This window comes from Nocardioides sp. Z13_37 (assembly GCF_058355585.1).
In genome coordinates, this window is sequence record NZ_JBZGDV010000008.1 from 106,216 (window position 1) to 122,962 (window position 16,747).

Here is a 16,747-nt window from a genome sequence, read left to right on the forward strand (position 1 = left end):
CCTACGACCGCACGTCGCGGCTGCCTAGCGTGGGCCCATGGCGACCGCCGAGGCCCGCTGCCCCCTGCGCCCGGGGGAGACCTGCTCGTTGTGCGTCCCCGGGACGACCGGGCCGCAGGACTGCCCGACGGTCGCCGAGGTGATGCGGGACCCGGCGCTGCGCGAGCGACTGGCCGAGCTGCGACGCGAGGCACGCGCCGCAGCCCGTTGAGTCGGCGTCAGCCCTCGAGGGCGGCGTCGAGGGTGATGTCGACGGCGGCGAGCGCCTTGCTGACCGGGCAGCCGGCCTTGGCCTTCTCGGCGGCCTGCGTGAAGCCGGCCTCGTCGAGCCCCTCCACCTCGCCGCGGACGGTGAGCTTGATGCCGGTGAGCTTGAACCCGCCGGCCTCCTTGTCCTCGCCGAGGGAGACGTCGGCGGTGACCTCGAGGGACTGCGGGGTGCCGCCGGCCTCTGCGATCAGCGCCGAGAGCTGCATGGCGTAGCAGGAGGAGTGGGCCGCGGCGACGAGCTCCTCGGGGCTCGTCGTCCCGCCCGCGTCCTCCGCGGTGCGCTTGGGGAAGCTGACGTCGTAGGTGCCGACGCCGGAGCTGGTGAGCTCGACCTGGCCGGAGCCGTCCTGGAGTCCGCCGTTCCATGCCGTGCGTGCGGTGCGAGTGGGCATCGTGCCTCCCGGAAGTTGGGGATGGGACAGTCTCTCGAACCTAGCCGGTGCACCCCACCCGTGATTCGGTGCGGACCGGCCTCTTCCGTATACTCGCCCGCGGTCCACTGAGCACGCTCGGCGGGCCACGCCGCCTTAGCTCAGTCGGTAGAGCGAATCACTCGTAATGATTAGGTCGTCAGTTCGATTCTGACAGGCGGCTCCGACTCCCCCGGGGACCCGAGACCCCGGGGGAGTCCTCCATGTCCGGGACCGACCGGTGGTGGCTGGCGCCGCGCAGGGACCTCCTTCGAGATCAGCGCGCTGAGCCGCCCTAGGATGCCTGACATGGGGGAGCGGGGAAGGGCCACGCCGTCCCGGTCGCCGAGCATGGCCCAGGTCGCCGAGCGGGCGGGCGTCTCGCACCAGACCGTCTCCCGCGTGCTGAACGACGCGTCCCTGGTCAAGGAGGAGACGCGGCTCCGGGTGCTCGCTGCCATCGAGGAGCTCGGCTACCGCCGCAACTTCGCGGCCCGGCTGCTCGCCACGAACCGCTCGAGGCGCATCGGCATGGTGACCGCCCACCTGGCGCTCCACGGCCCCAGCATGATCGCCCTCGGCGTGCAGGAGGCGGGCTACGAGGCGGGGTACGACGTCTCGCTGGTGGGACTGCCGGAGTTCTCCGCCGAGCTCCTCGGCAACGCGGTCGACCGGCTGTGCGACCAGGCGGTCGAGGCGATCGTCGTCGCGGTCGCCCACCGGGAGGCCGCGGAGCTGACCCGTTCGTTGCAGCTGCCGATCCCGATCGTCACCGTGGAGGGTGTGCAGGCCGGGACGCCGTTGTCGTCCGGCATCGACCAGGTGGCCGGGGCGATGCTCGCGGTCGGGCACCTCCTCGACCTCGGGCACCGCCACGTCGCCCACGTGGCGGGTCCTGCCGACTGGGTGGAGGCCGAGCAGCGGCGGGCCGGCTGGCGAAGGGCCCACGAGGAGCGCGGCCTGCTGCCCGGCCCCGAGCTGGCCGGAGACTGGTCGCCGGAGAGCGGGCACCGTGCCGGCGTGCTCATCGCCGACGATCCCCACGTCACTGCGGTCTTCGCGGGGAACGACTCGATGGCGCTCGGCCTCCTCAACGCGCTCCACGAGGCCAGCCGACGGGTGCCGGACGACGTCAGCGTGGTGGGCTTCGACGACGTGCCGGAGGCCGCGTACTACTGGCCCGCGCTGACCACGGTGTCCCAGGACTTCGCCGAGCTGGGCCGCCGTGCCCTCAGCGTGGCGCTCGCCGCGGTGCGCGGTGATCGCGACACGGTGCTGGACCCGATCGTGCCCACCTTGACGGTGCGGCGATCCACGGCTGCGCCCAGCGCTCAGCCGCGGCGCGGATAGGCCGCGAGCGGACTCCTCGGGGCAGGCACCCGCGCGCCGGGCGGCGCCCGGCAGCAGGTGAGGCGCCGGCACCCCGGCGCATTCGACGCGGGCGACGGGCACGCCGTGGCGGACTGCCGACCGTCGTACTGCCGTGGGCGGTGTCAGGTGAGCGCTCACATCTCGTGACAACGCGGACCCGCGGGGGCTTGACCGGTGGAATGTTAGCGCTCACACTCAAGGCATGTGACGCCAGTCACACGGGCGAGACGCCCCTTTGATGTGGAGGAACGACAGTGGTGAAGAAGACCTTGGCCGCCGCGGCGGCGATCTCTTTGAGCACCTTCGCTCTCAGCAGCTGTGGCAGCGACTCCGATGCGGCGTCGGGGTCCGAGAGCGGCAGCGACGACGGCACGATCACGATGGGATTCGCCCAGGTGGGCGCCGAGAGTGGCTGGCGCACGGCCAACACGAAGTCCATCCAGGAGTCCGCCGACGCCGAGGGCGTCGACCTCAAGTTCACCGACGCCCAGGGCAAGCAGGAGAACCAGATCCAGGCGATCCGGTCCTACATCCAGCAGAAGGTCGACGTCATCGCCTTCAGCCCTGTCGTGGAGACCGGCTTCGACGCCGTCCTCCAGGAGGCGAAGGCCGCCAACATCCCCGTCATCCTGACCGACCGCGCAGTCGACGTGGAGGACACCTCGCTCTACGTGACCTTCCTGGGCTCCGACTTCGTGCTCGAGGGTGAGAAGGCCGGCGAGTGGCTGGTCGAGAACGCCAAGGACGCCGACGTGGACGGTGACGGCAAAGTCACCGTCGTCCAGCTCGAGGGCACGACCGGCGCGGCCCCGGCGATCGACCGCGCCGAGGGCTTCGCGTCCACGATCGGCGCCGACGACACCATCGAGGTGACCGCGTCGCAGACCGGCGACTTCACCCGTGACGGCGGCAAGCAGGTCATGGAGTCGTTCCTGCAGTCCGACGACTCGATCGACGTCGTCTTCGCGCACAACGACGACATGGGCCTCGGCGCGATCGAGGCGATCGAGGCCGCCGGCCTCGAGCCCGGCAAGGACATCCAGATCATCACGATCGACGCGGTCAAGGACGGCATGCAGGCCCTCGCCGACGGCAAGATCAACTTCATCGTCGAGTGCAACCCGCTGCTCGGTCCCCAGCTGATGGACCTGGCCGCCAAGGTCCTCGACGGCGAGGAGGTCCCCGAGCGCGTCGTGACCGAGGAGAGCACCTTCACGCAGGAGCAGGCCAAGGAGGCGCTGCCCGACCGGCAGTACTGATCCGCCGCGCGGCCCGCGCCGCCCGCGGGCCGTGCCGCACCCCGCCCGGGGCGCGACACAGCATCAGTCCGAGATGCCTGAGAGGAACGAGATGACCCAGATGAGGACGCAGCCGGAGCACGCCGCTCGGCCCGGGACGGACCAGCGGCCGGTGATCGAGATGCGCGACATCTCCATCACCTTCGGCGCCGTCCGCGCCCTCGACGCCGTCTCGGTGCGGTTGTTCCCCGGCGAGGTGCACGCGCTGATGGGCGAGAACGGCGCGGGCAAGTCCACCCTCATCAAGGCGCTCACCGGCGTCTACACGATCGACTCGGGCACGGTGCTCGTCGACGGGGAGGAGCACGAGTTCTCCTCCCCGGCCGCCTCGCAGGCCGCGGGCATCAGCACCGTCTACCAGGAGGTCAACCTGGTGCCGAACCTGACGGTGGCCGAGAACATGCTGCTCGGTCGGGAGCCGCGCCGCTTCGGGGCCGTCCACGTGCGCGAGATGAACCGCCGCGCCCGCCGTACGCTCCTCCACCTCGGCATCGACATCGACCCGCGCACGGTCCTCGACGAGCACCCGATCGCGGTGCAGCAGCTCGTCGCGATCGCGCGTGCGGTGGACGTCGAGGCCAAGGTGCTCATCCTGGACGAGCCCACCTCCAGCCTGGACGCCGACGAGGTGGAGAAGCTCTTCACCGTCATGCGCCGGCTGCGCGACGAAGGCGTGGCCATCGTCTTCGTCTCCCACTTCCTCGACCAGGTCTACGAGATCGCCGACCGCATGACCATCCTGCGCAACGGCACGCTGGTCGAGGAGCGGATGGTCGCCGAGACAAGTCGGCTCGAGCTCGTGCGCCTGATGATCGGCCGCGAGCTCGAGGTGCTCGACCGACTCGACCGCGCGGCCCCGCACGCGGACGCCGAGTCCGGCACCTCCCTGCTGAAGGCGGTGGGCATCGGCCGCAAGAACACGCTCGAGGCCACCGACCTCGAGCTCTTCGAGGGCGAGGTCGTCGGCATCGCCGGCCTCCTGGGCTCGGGCCGCACCGAGCTGGCCCGGCTGCTCTTCGGCGCCGACACCGCCGACAGCGGTGAGCTGTCGGTGCGCTCCACCCGGCGCAGGCTGCGCAGCCCGCGACACGCGATCGACCGCAACATCGCGTTCTCCAGCGAGGACCGCAAGGCCGAGGGCGTGGTCGGTGACCTGACCGTGGCCGACAACATGCTGCTCGCCCTGCAGGCCTCACGCGGCTGGCTCCGCCCGATCCCGCAGGCCACGCGCGCCCGCCTGGTCAAGGAGTACATCGAGGCCCTCGACATCCGACCGCCCGACCCCACGGCCCCGATGCGCAACCTGTCGGGCGGCAACCAGCAGAAGGTGCTGCTGGCGCGGTGGCTGATCACCCAGCCGGAGATCCTCATCCTCGACGAGCCGACCCGCGGCATCGACATCGGCGCCAAGGCACAGATCCAGGCCAAGGTCGCCGAGCTCGCCGCGCAGGGGCTCTCGGTCGTCTTCATCTCCGCCGAGCTCGAGGAGGTGCTGCGCCTCAGCGACCGGCTGGTCGTGATGCGCGAGCGTCGCAAGATCCACGAGCAGGCCAACGACGACGTCAGCGTCCGCGACGTCCTCGAGATCATCGCGGGCGAGGCCCGCGAGGAGGGGCAGTCCCGTGCCTGAGTCCCCGACCCGCGCGCAACGGGTGCTGCGCCACCAGCTCGTGTGGCCCGTGCTCGCGCTGGTGGTGCTGCTGCTGGTCAACGTCATCGCGAAGCCCGCGTTCCTCGACGTCCGGATGCAGGACGGCCACCTGTACGGCAACCTCGTCGACATCGCGCGCAACAGCGCACCGGTGATGCTCGTCGCCCTGGGCATGACGCTCGTCATCGCGACCCGCGGGATCGACCTGTCGGTCGGCGCCATCGCCGCCATCGCGGCCGCGGTCGCCTGCACCCGGATCATCGGCGCCGGCGACGAGGGCGCGCTCGTCACGGCCGTCATGGCGATGACCTACGCCATCGTCGTGTGCCTCGCGCTCGGTGCCTGGAACGGCTTCCTCGTCTCCGTCCTCGGGATCCAGCCGATCATCGCGACGCTGATCCTCATGGTCGCCGGGCGCGGCATCTCGATGGCCATCACCGACGGCCAGATCACCACCGTCAACAACCCCTGGTTCAGCGACCTGGCGTCGGGCTTCGTGCTGACGCTGCCGCTGGCCTTCCTGGTCGCGCTCGCCATGGTGCTCCTCACCGCCCTCCTCACCCGGCGCACGGCGCTCGGCATGCTGATCGAGGCGGTCGGCATCAACCCGGAGGCCAGTCGGCTCGCCGGCGTGCGGGCCCGCACCATCATCTGGACCGTCTACGCCTTCTCTGGTCTGTGCGCGGGTCTGGCCGGCCTCGTGATCGCGGCCAACACCAACTCCGTCAACGCCAACAGCCTCGGCCTGTGGATCGAGCTCGACGCGATCCTCGCGGTCGTCATCGGCGGCACGTCGCTGATGGGCGGGCGCTTCTCGCTGGCCGGCACCTTCGTCGGCGCGCTGTTCATCGCGACCCTGGCCCGCACGATCCCCAACATCGGCATCCCCTCGGAGGTCAACTACCTCTTCAAGGCGATCGTCGTCATCGCGGTGTGCCTCCTCCAGTCGCCGAAGGCGCGCGCCCTGCTGCGCGTACGCCGGCCGGACGCACCCACCCCCGTCCTCGCGAAGGCAGGTTCCCCCGCATGAACCCACCCCACGGCGTTCGTCGCCTCCCCCGCCTCGCTCCTCCGTCGGACAACGCCGCAGGGACCCCGAGATGAGCGCCGTCACCGTCCCCACCGCGTCGACCTGGGACCGGGTCCGGACCTACCGCCCGCCCCACCGCTACCTGCCGATCATCGCCACCGCGGCGCTCTTCCTCGGCCTCTACGGCCTCGGCGGGCTGCGGTACGACGGGCTCACCGACCCCCAGGTGCTCCTCAGCCTGCTGATCGACAACGCCTTCCTCGTCGTCCTCGCCGTCGGGATGACCTTCGTCATCCTCACCGGCGGCATCGACCTCTCGGTCGGCTCCGTCGTGGCGCTGTCGACGATGATCGCCGCCAAGACGCTCGACATGGGGTGGTCGCCCTACCTGTCGATGGTCGCCGTGCTCGCGACCGGCACGCTCCTCGGGCTGCTGATGGGCCTGCTCATCCACTACTTCGACATCCAGCCGTTCATCGCCACGCTCGCAGGGCTGTTCCTGGCTCGCGGGCTCACCTACCTGATCAGCGTCGAGTCGATCTCGATCAAGGACCCCACCTTCACCGAGCTGGCGTTCAGGACCGTCTGGATCGGCGACTACTACATCCGGTGGACCGCCATCATCGCGCTCGTCGCGGTCGCCGTCGCTGCGTACGTCCTGGCGCGCACCCGCTTCGGCCGCACGGTCTACGCGATCGGCGGCAACGAGAGCTCGGCGATGCTGATGGGCCTGCGGGTCGCGGCCACCAAGGTCGGCGTCTACGTGATCAGTGGCTTCTGCGCCGCGCTGGCCGGCCTGCTGTTCTCCCTCTACATCCTCTCGGGCAACAGCCTGCACGCCATCGGCATGGAGCTCGACGCCATCGCCGCGGTCGTCATCGGCGGCACGCTGCTGACCGGCGGCCGCGGCTACGTCCTCGGCTCGCTCCTCGGCGTGCTGGTGCTCGGCATCATCAAGACCCTCATCTCCTTCGACGGCACCCTCAGCTCCTACTGGATCCGCATCATCACCGGGGTGCTCCTCCTGGCGTTCGTGGTCGTGCAGCGCTTCGCCACCAGGCGCCGGGCATGACCGAGACCTCACCCACGCCGGAGATGCCGCCGGCGCACCAGCGACGTACGCCGGTCATGGCCGACGTGGCCAGGCTGGCGGGGGTCTCCCACCAGACGGTCTCCCGGGTCATCAACGGGCAGAGCAACCTGCGCCCGGCGACGCGGGAGAAGGTCGAGGACGCGATCCGCCAGCTCGGCTACCGCCCCAACACGGCCGCTCGAGCGCTGGTCACCCGCAGGTCCGCGACCATCGGCGTCATCGGCTCCAAGAGCGGCTACTGGGGTCCCTCGACCGTGCACCGCACCATCCAGGCCGCCGGCCGCGACGCGGGCTACTTCGTCAGCTCGGCCAACCTCCAGAGCCTGTCCCGTGAGGAGCTCGTCGACGCGATCGACCACCTGCGCAACCAGGGCGTCGAAGGCATCGTGCTCATCTCGGCCACCGACGACGCGGTCGGCGTCGCTCGCGCGCAGGAGCAGTGGGGCGTGCCGGTGGTCGTCGTCGAGGGCGACCCGCTGAGGACCCGCTGGACCGTCGGCGTCGACCAGGTGGCCGGCGCGGAGCTCGGCACGCGCCACCTCATCGAGCTGGGGCACACCGACATCGTCCACGTCGCGGGCCCGCAGGACTGGACCGAGGCACGCGCCCGCCTGCAGGGCTGGCAGAACGCGATGTACGCCGCCGGGCTCCGCCCGTCCCAGCACGTCACCGGCGACTGGTCGGCCGCCAGTGGCTTCGAGGTGGGGCGCGAGATCGCGGCCGACGAGGAGGTGACCGCCGTCTTCTGCGCCAACGACCAGATGGCGCTGGGTCTCCTGCGCGCGCTGAGCGAGGCAGGCCGCACCGTGCCCGGCGGGCAGCGAGGCGTGAGCGTCGTCGGCTTCGACGACATCCCCGAGGCGCCCTACCTCATCCCGCCCCTGACGACGGTCCGACAGGACTTCGAGGCCGTCGGTCGTCGTGCGATCGAGATCCTGCGCGCCGCCATCGCCGACGAGCCCGCCCCCGACCGACTCATCAAGCCCGAGCTCGTGGTGCGGGCCAGCAGCGCCGCACCCGTCGAGAGGACGTCCTCACCATGACCGACCCCAGCGAGCGGTACGTCGTCGGCGTCGACTACGGCACCCTGTCGGGGCGCGCCGTCGTCGTACGCGTCTCCGACGGCGCGGAGCTCGGCACCGGTGTCCACCCCTACCCGCACGCCGTGCTCGAGCGGTCGCTTCCCGCCCACCTCGCCGGCACCGAGCTCCCACTGGCACCGGAGTGGGCCCTGCAGGTGCCCGAGGACTACCGCGAGGTGCTGCGCGTCGCCGTCCCGGCCGCGGTCGAGGCCGCCGGCATCGACCCCGCCCAGGTGATCGGGATCGCCACCGACTTCACCGCCTGCACGATGGTGCCGACCCTCGCCGACGGCACCCCGCTCAACGAGGTCGACGGCCTGGGCGAGCGGCCGCACGCCTACGTGAAGCTGTGGAAGCACCATGCCGCCCAGGGGCAGGCCGACCGGATCAACCGCCTCGCCCGCGAGCGGAACGAGCCCTGGCTCCCGCGCTACGGCGGGCTGATCTCCTCGGAGTGGGAGTTCGCCAAGGGACTGCAGCTGTTCGAGGAGGACGTCGACCTCTACGAGCGGATGGCGCACTGGGTCGAGGCTGCGGACTGGATCGTGTGGCAGCTGTGCGGCACCTACGTCCGCAACGCCTGCACCGCCGGCTACAAGGGGCAGCTCCAGACGTTCGACGGCCAGGACGGCGCCTACCCCTCGTCCGGATTCCTCACCGCGCTCGCGCCCGGCTTCGGTGGCTTCGTCACCGACAAGCTCGAGCACCCCATCGGCGCGCTGGGCGAGCGCGCCGGCACGCTGACCGCGGAGGCCGCGGCGTGGACCGGCCTGCCCGAGGGCATCGCCGTGGCCGTCGGCAACGTGGACGCCCACGTCACCGCGCCCGCCGCCCAGGCCGTCGGCCCCGGCCAGATGGTGGCGATCATGGGCACCTCGACCTGCCACGTGATGAACGCCGAGGTGCTGCGCGAGGTGCCCGGCATGTGTGGCGTCGTCGACGGCGGCATCGTCGACGGGCTCTGGGGCTACGAGGCCGGCCAGAGCGGGGTGGGCGACATCTTCGGCTGGTTCGCCGAGCACGGCGTGCCCGCCTCCTACGCCGCGGCGGCCGCGGCGGCGGGGGAGTCGGTGCACGAGCACCTGACCCGGCTCGCCGCCGGGCAGGAGATCGGTGAGCACGGGCTCGTCGCGCTCGACTGGCACTCCGGCAACCGGTCGGTGCTCGTCGACCACGAGCTGTCGGGCCTGGTCGTCGGCCAGACGCTGGCCACCCGGGCCGAGGACGTCTACCGGGCGCTGCTCGAGGCGACCGCCTTCGGCACGCGCATGATCGTCGAGACCTTCCGCGACAGCGGCGTCCCGGTCGAGGAGTTCATCGTCGCGGGCGGACTGGCCAGGAACGCCCTGCTCATGCAGGTCTACGCCGACGTCACCCGCCTGCCGCTGTCGATCATCGACTCCGAGCAGGGACCGGCGCTCGGCTCGGCGATCCACGCCGCGGTCGCTGCGGGGGCCTACGACGACGTGCCGACCGCCGCCAAGCAGATGGGCAAGGTGCGTCGCCACGTCTACGTGCCCGACGAGGCGCGCGCGGCGGCGTACGACCTGCTGTTCGAGCAGTACGTCGCGCTGCACGACCACTTCGGCCGCGCGACCACCACGATGCGGCGGCTCAAGGCGATCCGGCGCCACGCCGTCGCCCGCCGCGCCGCTGCCATCGCCACCCACGGAGGGAACCCCGCATGAGCATGACGTCCGTCCCCACCCCCGAGGTCTGGTTCCTGACCGGGAGCCAGGGCCTCTACGGTCCGGAGACCCTGGACCAGGTGGCGTCCCAGTCGCGGGCCATCGCCGATCGCCTGGGCGCGGGAGGCGACCTGCCGGTCACCGTGGTGTGGAAGCCGGTGCTGCTCGACGCGGCGTCGATCCACCGGCAGATGCTCGACGCCAACTCCGACCCCGGGTGCGTCGGTGTCATCGCATGGATGCACACCTTCTCGCCGGCGAAGATGTGGATCGCCGGTCTCGACGCCCTGCGCAAGCCGTTGCTCCACCTGCACACCCAGGCCGGCATGGAGCTCCCGTGGTCCACGATCGACATGGACTTCATGAACCTCAACCAGGCCGCCCACGGCGACCGCGAGTTCGGCTACATCCAGTCCCGCCTCGGCGTCGCCCGCAAGACCGTCGCGGGGCACGTCGACTCCCCGGGCGTCGCGCAGCGGGTCGCGGTCTGGGCGCGTGCCGCCCTGGGCCGCCACGAGCTGTCGCACCTCAGGCTCGCCCGCTTCGGCGACAACATGCGCGACGTCGCGGTCACCGAGGGCGACAAGGTCGAGGCACAGCTGCGCTTCGGCGTCTCGGTCAACACCTACGGCGTCAACGACCTGGTGGCCGTCGTCGACGAGATCGCGGACGCCGACATCGACAAGCTGGTGCACGAGTACGTCGACGCCTACGCCGTCGCGCCCGAGCTGCGGCCGGGCGGCGAGCGCGCCGACTCGCTGCGCTACGGCGCGCGGATCGAGCTCGGCCTGCGCGAGTTCCTCACCTCCGGGGGCTTCGGCGCCTTCACCACCAACTTCGAGGACCTCGGCGGGCTGCGCCAGCTCCCGGGCCTCGCGGTCCAGCGGCTGATGGCCGACGGCTACGGCTTCGGCGGTGAGGGCGACTGGAAGACCTCGGTGCTGCTGCGCGCCACCAAGACCATGGCCGCGGGGCTACCCGGGGGCACGTCGTTCATGGAGGACTACACGTACCACCTGGTGCCGGGGCAGGAGAAGATCCTCGGCGCGCACATGCTCGAGGTCTGTCCCACCATCACCACCGAGAGGCCGTCGCTCGAGGTGCACCCGCTCTCCATCGGTGGCCGCGAGGACCCGGTCCGCCTGCGCTTCACCGCCGACCCGGGGCGCGGCGTCGTCGCCGGCCTGTCCGACCTGGGAGACCGGTTCCGCCTGACGGTCAACGACATCGACGTGGTCGAGCCCGACGCCGACCTGCCACTGCTGCCGGTGGCGTGCGCGGTGTGGGAGCCGCGTCCCTCCCTGTCGACGTCCGCCGAGGCGTGGCTGATGGCGGGCGCCCCGCACCACACCGTGCTGTCGAAGGCGATCGGCGTCGAGGCGTTCGAGGACCTCGCCGAGATGACCGGCGTCGAGCTGGTGGTCATCGATGACGAGACGACCCCCCGCAGCTTCAAGCGCGAGCTGCGGTGGAACGCCGCCTACCACCGGCTCGCGGAGGGGCTGTGATGTCGGGCCCCGTCTCGGACGACCTCCTGCACGAGGTGCTGGCGGCCAACCAGGTCATCCCCCGAGAAGGCCTGGCCACCCTGACCTGGGGCAACGTCAGCGGCTTCGACCGCGAGCGCGGGGTCTACGTCATCAAGCCGTCGGGTGTGCCCTACGACGAGCTCGCCCTCGAGCACCTGGTGCCCGTCGAGGTCGAGACGGGACGCGTGCTCACCGGCGACCTCAAGCCGTCGACCGACAGCGAGACGCACCGGTTGCTCTACCTCGAGCACGCCGGTCTCGGCGGCGTCGCGCACACGCACTCGATGTACGCCGTCTCCTTCGCCCAGGCAGGCCGGCCGGTACCGATGCTCGGCACCACCCACGCCGACACCTTCAACGGGCCCGTGCCGGTCACCCGGACCCTCACGGCCGAGGAGTGCGCGAGCGACTACGAGCTCAACACCGGCCGCGTGCTGGTCGAGGTGATGGGAGCGGATGCGCTCGGCGTGCCAGGCGCGCTGGTCGCGGGCCACGGGCCGTTCACCTGGGGCGCGACGGCCGCCGAGGCGGTGGAGCACTCGGTGATCCTCGAGGCCGTGGCCGAGATGGCGATGCGCACGCTGACGCTCAACCCAGCGGCCTCGTCGCCCGACCACCTCTTCGAGCGGCACTTCAGCCGCAAGCACGGACCGGGCGCCTACTACGGTAATCCCGACCGCGCCCTCTCGGGCCCTGCCTGATGACTGGAGCAACGATGGAGTCACGTCCCCTCCCGCGCACGCCCTTCTCCGCCTCGGTCGTCGGGCTCGGCACGTGGCAGCTCGGCGCCGACTGGGGCGACGTCAGCGAGTCCGACGCGATGGCCGTGCTGGAGGCCTCGGCCGAGGCCGGCGTGACGTTCTACGACACCGCCGACGTCTATGGCGACGGCCGCAGTGAACAGCTGGTCGGCCGCTTCGTCCACGCGCACCCGGACGCCGGCTTCACGGTCGCGACCAAGATCGGCCGCCGGATGGACCAGGTGCCGGCCAACTACGTCGAGCCCCACCTCCGCTCCTGGCTCGACCGGTCCCGCACGAACCTCGGGGTGGACACGATCGACCTCGTGCAGCTGCACTGCCCGCCGAGCGAGGTCATCGACGACGACGCGACGTACGACGTCCTGGACCGCCTCGTCGACGAGCGCGTCATCACGGCGTACGGCGTCAGCGTCGAGACGTGCGCGCAGGCCCTCAGCGCGATCGCCCGGCCCGGCGTCGCCAGCGTGCAGATCATCCTCAACGCCTTCCGGATGAAGCCGCTCGACGAGGTGCTCCCCGCGGCCCGGGCTGCCGGCGTCGGGATCATCGCCCGGGTGCCGCTGGCGTCGGGGCTGCTGTCCGGGAAGTACGACCTCGACACCACCTTCGCCCAGGACGACCACCGCACCTACAACCGCGACGGCAGCGCGTTCGACGTCGGCGAGACCTTCTCCGGTGTCGACTACGCCACGGGCGTCGAGGCGGCGCAGGAGTTCGCGGCGCTCGTGTCCTCCTCGGGACTCGACGTCACACCGGCCCAGGCCGCGATCGCGTGGGTCTGGCAGCAGCCGGGCGTCTCGACGGTCATCCCGGGCGCGCGCAACGTCGACCAGGCGCGGGCCAACGCCGCCGCCGGCCTGGTCCAGGAGCTGCCCGCCTCGTTCGTCGACGGCGTGCGCGACCTCTACGACCGGCGCATCAGGGAGCAGGTCCACGGGCGCTGGTGAGCTCCATCCCGCGTCCTGTGGTCGACACTCCGACACCGGAGCCGTGCGCTGGAAGCGTCCCGGCCGGAGACCCGTACGACGGTAGAGTCCGCGCCGCGGGCCGGACGTCCGCGGACACCTGCACCCGCGCGGAAAGGCGGCCATGAGCGAGAGCGGCCACGACGTCAACGAGGCGTGGCGCGCCCTCGTCTACGCCCACGACCGGCTGATCCGCATCTTCGAGGCCCATCTGAGGGACCGGCACGGTCTGAGCAAGCCCACGTTCGACGTGCTCCGGCGCCTGCTCGAGGCCGAGGGCCACCGCTCGCGCACGCAGGAGCTCGCCCAGGCCCTCTTCTACAGCAGCGGCTCCGCGACGAAGGTCATCGACCGCCTGGTCGAGAAGGGGCTCGTCGAGCGGAGCGCCCACGAGAGCGACCGACGCGTGGTCTTCGTGTCGCTCACGGCCGCGGGCCTCGACCTCGCGCGTGAGGTCGTGGAGGAGCACCGCGCCCTGGTCCGCCAGAGCCTCGCGCAGTTCAAGAGCGCCACCGAGGCCCGCCACGTGCTCGCCTACCTCAACCGTCTCGCCGAGGGCGCGTAGCACTCCGCGCACTCCGCGCACTCCGCGCACGCCGCGCACGCCGCGCCGCTTGGGCGCGCGCAGGCCATCGCGCGCCCGGGAGCAGGATCCCGGCGTGTGCGTGACGTCACCCCCAGACGATTACCGGTGGATATCTTCCATACCTATAGTTGCCGACGCAGATAATGCAGCGCCAGATGTTCGGGGGATCGCGGCTGCACCAGGAAGCACTGCGCTGGGAGCTCGAGACGATGACGTACCAGGATCGGCGCCGCCGGACCCACACCCCCGGGACCGGTGTCCGGACAGCTGTCGTGCTGGCGTTGGCCACCGCAGGGCTCGGCATGGTCGACGGCGTCGCCGGACGCCAGACGGCCGAGGCCGTGTTCGCCGGCCCGACGAGCAAGGGCGCGTACGTCGACGTCATCGACTGGGTCCAGTGGGGGACCCGGAACAACGAGGTCGTGCTGCAGAACCCCCAGAGCACGAAGACGGTGACCTCGACCCGCCGGGTCGGCAGCCAGACCCTGCGCGTGGACTGCACCGTCAGCGGGCTGCGCTGGGAGCAGTCGCTCGGGACCGGCCAGCACGGCTCCAACACGGGGGAGACGCTCACCCCGCCCCTGGTCGCCTACGCCCCGGGCAGCTGGGCCGGCGACGCCCTCGACGACCTCTACAACGTCGGCGGGCCCGGGTACGCCGTACCGACGCAGGGTCGCAAGCCGGTGTTCCCCGACGACTTCCGCAACCCCAACTCGATGGTGATCGGGCTCGGCAACCCCAACCCGGGCCTGCGTGACAGCGCGCCCGTCCCGGTCACCGACGCGCAGACCGACGGCGCGCGGATGTCGTTCGACTTCACCTGCAGCGCCAGCCTCGACGGCCAGCCGCTCCCTCTCGAGGGCATCGTCTTCGCCGACGCGGAGGCATCCAGCGCCCGCAACACGGCCAACACGTGGAGCAACAACGGCCCGGAGTGGGTCCAGGCCAGCGCCACCGACACGACCGCGACGTGGCGCCTGCTGGAGCAGGAGCGCACCTGCACGCAGGTGTCGAGCGTGGCGACCTGGCAGGGGAACGCCCTCCGCATGGGGGTCGACGGGCAGGAGTGCACCTACCAGAACGGCAACGCCTGGCCCACTCCCGACCCGAACGGCCACGGCCCGACCGCGGTCGCGTTCCTGGAGAACACGTCGGGCGCCTCCCAGGTCGCCGCCCGGGTCGAGACCCAGGGCCGTGGCTACAGCGCGATCGCGCTCGGCTACGTGCTCAACACCGACTTCGGCGACGCCCCCACCAGCTACGGCGAGGCGGGCGCTCTTCTCCAGCCCCGATGGACCGACGGCGAGATCCGCAAGGGCGTCACGACCAACCTGTCCACCGCCCCCCAGGCGCGCTACGAGCTGCCGCGGCGGAGCATCCTCGGCGAGGTCGTCGACGCCGAGCCGACCCACCGTGGCACCGCTGCGGCGGACGGTGACGACGTCACGGGACGTGCGGACGAGGACGGCCTGGGCGCGACGACGCTCGCCCGCGACGGGTTCGCCCTGCCCGTGGCGCTGCTCGACGCGGCGAGCCCGCAGCCCTTCGTGGTCGAGGACGTCGCCTGCTACGGCCCGACGACCGGGACGTCGTACGTCTCGGCCTGGATCGACTGGAACGGCAACGGGACGTTCGACGCGGAGGAGCGCTCTGCCACCGCGGAGTGCGCCGCGGGCGGCCCGCATACCGTCGACCTGGAGTGGACGGTGCCGGCCGGTGCCAGCCCGGACGGCAGCCACACCTACCTCCGGGTGCGCATCGCCGAGGACCGCGCCGCCGCCGAGCAGCCCACGGGTGTGTCCCGGAGCGGCGAGGTCGAGGACTACCGGCTCGAGCTGCCTGCCCGCCTGGTGGTGGACAAGGCGTGGCTCGTCGACGGCGAGCGCTACCCGCACGGCGACCAGCCCGATGGCCTCGACGCCCGTCCCACGCTCGACCCGGTGGCCGACGCGGACCCCGAGTGGGGCGTGTGGCAGGGCGGCTACCAGCCCGGTGACGAGGTCCGGATCGGCGAGACCGTGGCCATCGACGACGCCATCGCCGGCTGCACGGTCACCCGGAGCACCCTCACCGGCGACGGCCTGCCGGAAGGTGGCGTGGACCTGCGCAGCGGCACGGCGACCGCGACGGTGACGCTCCCGCAGTCGACGAACCGCTACCGGGTCACCAACGAGGTCAGCTGCGACCAGCGCCTCACCCTGCTCAAGGAGGTCGAGTACGGCGAGCGGTCGCCGGACGACTGGGGGCTGTCGGCGACGGGCCCGGCGGACGCGCTGCCCGGTCACCGGGACGCGACGACCGGCACCACCGTCGGGGTCTCTGCGGACGTGACCTACCAGCTCAGCGAGCGTGGCCCCGACGAGTACGTCGCCACCGAGGAGGGCTGGCAGTGCGTCGACGACCGGACGGGTCGTGAGGTCACCGCGCCCGACGACGGGGTGACCCTGCGCCCGGGCCAGGACGTCTCCTGCACGCTCACCAACACCACGGCTCGGCTCTCCCTCCTCAAGGAGGTCGAGGGAGGCGACGCCGAGCCCGGCGACTGGACCCTCGGCGCGCGCCCGCAGGCGTCCGACCTCGACCTTGCCGAGCACGAGACGCCAGGAACCGCGTCGCTGGAAGCCGCGCCCACCTGGGAGGTCCGTCCGGACCAGCCCTACCGGATCGGCGAGCGCGCCACGGACGGCGCGCCGGACGGCTACCACCTCGACCGGATCGAGCTGAGCACCGACGGGGGGCGCACGTGGCGGGCGGTCGACCCGGACGACGCGGTCACCCTCCGGGCCGGGACCCACGCCGTCTACCGGTTCGTCAACCAGTCGGTGCCGTCGCTGTCGCTGCCGGTGACCGGTGGCCTCGGCCGGGACGCTTACCTCGGCGGCGGGATCCTCCTGCTGTCCCTCGGTGCGCTCCTCGGCCTCCGGCGCGGCGTTCGCACCCGACGGGCCCGCCGCAGCTGATGTCCACCCACGTCACGTCACCTGGCCCCAGCCTGCGCCACGTCCGTGGCGCC

14 protein-coding genes and 1 tRNA gene are annotated in these 16,747 nt (G+C 71.8%); 14 read left to right on the top strand and 1 reads right to left on the bottom strand.

Going from position 1 to position 16,747, the window contains the following annotated elements:
• The first annotated feature begins 37 nt into the window (after positions 1–37).
• Complete coding sequence (locus AC4H2S_RS17840) at positions 38–211, top strand: DUF6767 domain-containing protein (RefSeq protein ID WP_491498319.1); 174 nt, start codon at positions 38–40, stop codon at positions 209–211.
• 7 nt (positions 212–218) lie between these two features.
• Here AC4H2S_RS17840 and AC4H2S_RS17845 read toward each other — a convergent pair whose 3' ends face one another.
• Entirely contained in the window at positions 219–662 is a 444-nt protein-coding gene (locus tag AC4H2S_RS17845; protein ID WP_491498320.1) for an OsmC family protein, read from the bottom strand.
• 129 nt (positions 663–791) lie between these two features.
• On the opposite strand from AC4H2S_RS17845, the gene AC4H2S_RS17850 reads away from it, so the two are divergent.
• From AC4H2S_RS17850 to AC4H2S_RS17910, 13 genes are all read left to right on the top strand, one after another.
• Positions 792–864 (top strand) — tRNA-Thr (locus AC4H2S_RS17850).
• A gap of 125 nt (positions 865–989) precedes the next feature.
• The gene (locus AC4H2S_RS17855) at positions 990–2,030 is read left to right on the top strand and encodes a LacI family DNA-binding transcriptional regulator (protein WP_491498321.1); all 1,041 of its coding nucleotides are present in this window, start codon (positions 990–992) and stop codon (positions 2,028–2,030) included.
• Between the two features lie 278 nt (positions 2,031–2,308).
• Positions 2,309–3,310, top strand: a complete 1,002-nt coding sequence (locus AC4H2S_RS17860; protein ID WP_491498322.1) for an ABC transporter substrate-binding protein — start codon at positions 2,309–2,311, stop codon at positions 3,308–3,310.
• Between the two features lie 91 nt (positions 3,311–3,401).
• Positions 3,402–4,979 carry a sugar ABC transporter ATP-binding protein gene (locus AC4H2S_RS17865; protein ID WP_491498323.1) on the top strand — a complete coding sequence of 526 codons (1,578 nt, stop codon included), beginning with the start codon at positions 3,402–3,404 and terminating at the stop codon, positions 4,977–4,979.
• A complete protein-coding gene (locus AC4H2S_RS17870; RefSeq protein WP_491498324.1) occupies positions 4,972–6,030 on the top strand; it encodes an ABC transporter permease in 1,059 nt (352 codons plus the stop codon). The genes AC4H2S_RS17865 and AC4H2S_RS17870 overlap by 8 nt, the downstream gene beginning before the upstream one ends.
• Before the next feature lie 70 nt (positions 6,031–6,100).
• The gene (gene yjfF, locus AC4H2S_RS17875) at positions 6,101–7,102 is read left to right on the top strand and encodes a galactofuranose ABC transporter, permease protein YjfF (protein ID WP_491498325.1); all 1,002 of its coding nucleotides are present in this window, start codon (positions 6,101–6,103) and stop codon (positions 7,100–7,102) included.
• Positions 7,099–8,166, top strand: a complete 1,068-nt coding sequence (locus tag AC4H2S_RS17880; protein WP_491498326.1) for a LacI family DNA-binding transcriptional regulator — start codon at positions 7,099–7,101, stop codon at positions 8,164–8,166. The genes yjfF and AC4H2S_RS17880 overlap by 4 nt, the downstream gene beginning before the upstream one ends.
• Entirely contained in the window at positions 8,163–9,893 is a 1,731-nt protein-coding gene (gene araB / locus AC4H2S_RS17885; RefSeq protein WP_491498327.1) for a ribulokinase, read from the top strand. The genes AC4H2S_RS17880 and araB overlap by 4 nt, the downstream gene beginning before the upstream one ends.
• Positions 9,890–11,401 (top strand): L-arabinose isomerase, encoded by a 1,512-nt coding sequence (gene araA / locus AC4H2S_RS17890; RefSeq protein ID WP_491498328.1) that lies wholly within the window; start codon positions 9,890–9,892, stop codon positions 11,399–11,401. The genes araB and araA overlap by 4 nt, the downstream gene beginning before the upstream one ends.
• A complete protein-coding gene (gene araD, locus AC4H2S_RS17895) occupies positions 11,401–12,123 on the top strand; it encodes an L-ribulose-5-phosphate 4-epimerase AraD (protein WP_491498329.1) in 723 nt (240 codons plus the stop codon). Before araA ends, araD begins: the two co-directional genes overlap by 1 nt.
• A 14-nt stretch (positions 12,124–12,137) precedes the next feature.
• A complete protein-coding gene (locus AC4H2S_RS17900) occupies positions 12,138–13,130 on the top strand; it encodes an aldo/keto reductase (protein WP_491498330.1) in 993 nt (330 codons plus the stop codon).
• A 142-nt stretch (positions 13,131–13,272) separates the two neighbouring features.
• Complete coding sequence (locus tag AC4H2S_RS17905) at positions 13,273–13,713, top strand: MarR family winged helix-turn-helix transcriptional regulator (RefSeq protein ID WP_491498331.1); 441 nt, start codon at positions 13,273–13,275, stop codon at positions 13,711–13,713.
• A 164-nt stretch (positions 13,714–13,877) separates the two neighbouring features.
• A complete protein-coding gene (locus tag AC4H2S_RS17910; protein ID WP_491498332.1) occupies positions 13,878–16,694 on the top strand; it encodes a CshA/CshB family fibrillar adhesin-related protein in 2,817 nt (938 codons plus the stop codon).
• The last annotated feature ends 53 nt before the right edge of the window (positions 16,695–16,747 follow it).

Coding starts and splice junctions, on each gene's coding strand:
- yjfF (WP_491498325.1), top strand. CDS start 6,101: ATGAGCGCCGTCACCGTCCCCACCGCGTCGACCTGGGACCGGGTCCGG.
- araB (WP_491498327.1), top strand. CDS start 8,163: ATGACCGACCCCAGCGAGCGGTACGTCGTCGGCGTCGACTACGGCACC.
- AC4H2S_RS17865 (WP_491498323.1), top strand. CDS start 3,402: ATGACCCAGATGAGGACGCAGCCGGAGCACGCCGCTCGGCCCGGGACG.
- araD (WP_491498329.1), top strand. CDS start 11,401: ATGTCGGGCCCCGTCTCGGACGACCTCCTGCACGAGGTGCTGGCGGCC.
- AC4H2S_RS17855 (WP_491498321.1), top strand. CDS start 990: ATGGGGGAGCGGGGAAGGGCCACGCCGTCCCGGTCGCCGAGCATGGCC.
- AC4H2S_RS17840 (WP_491498319.1), top strand. CDS start 38: ATGGCGACCGCCGAGGCCCGCTGCCCCCTGCGCCCGGGGGAGACCTGC.
- AC4H2S_RS17905 (WP_491498331.1), top strand. CDS start 13,273: ATGAGCGAGAGCGGCCACGACGTCAACGAGGCGTGGCGCGCCCTCGTC.
- AC4H2S_RS17900 (WP_491498330.1), top strand. CDS start 12,138: ATGGAGTCACGTCCCCTCCCGCGCACGCCCTTCTCCGCCTCGGTCGTC.
- araA (WP_491498328.1), top strand. CDS start 9,890: ATGAGCATGACGTCCGTCCCCACCCCCGAGGTCTGGTTCCTGACCGGG.
- AC4H2S_RS17910 (WP_491498332.1), top strand. CDS start 13,878: ATGCAGCGCCAGATGTTCGGGGGATCGCGGCTGCACCAGGAAGCACTG.
- AC4H2S_RS17845 (WP_491498320.1), bottom strand. CDS start 662: ATGCCCACTCGCACCGCACGCACGGCATGGAACGGCGGACTCCAGGAC.
- AC4H2S_RS17880 (WP_491498326.1), top strand. CDS start 7,099: ATGACCGAGACCTCACCCACGCCGGAGATGCCGCCGGCGCACCAGCGA.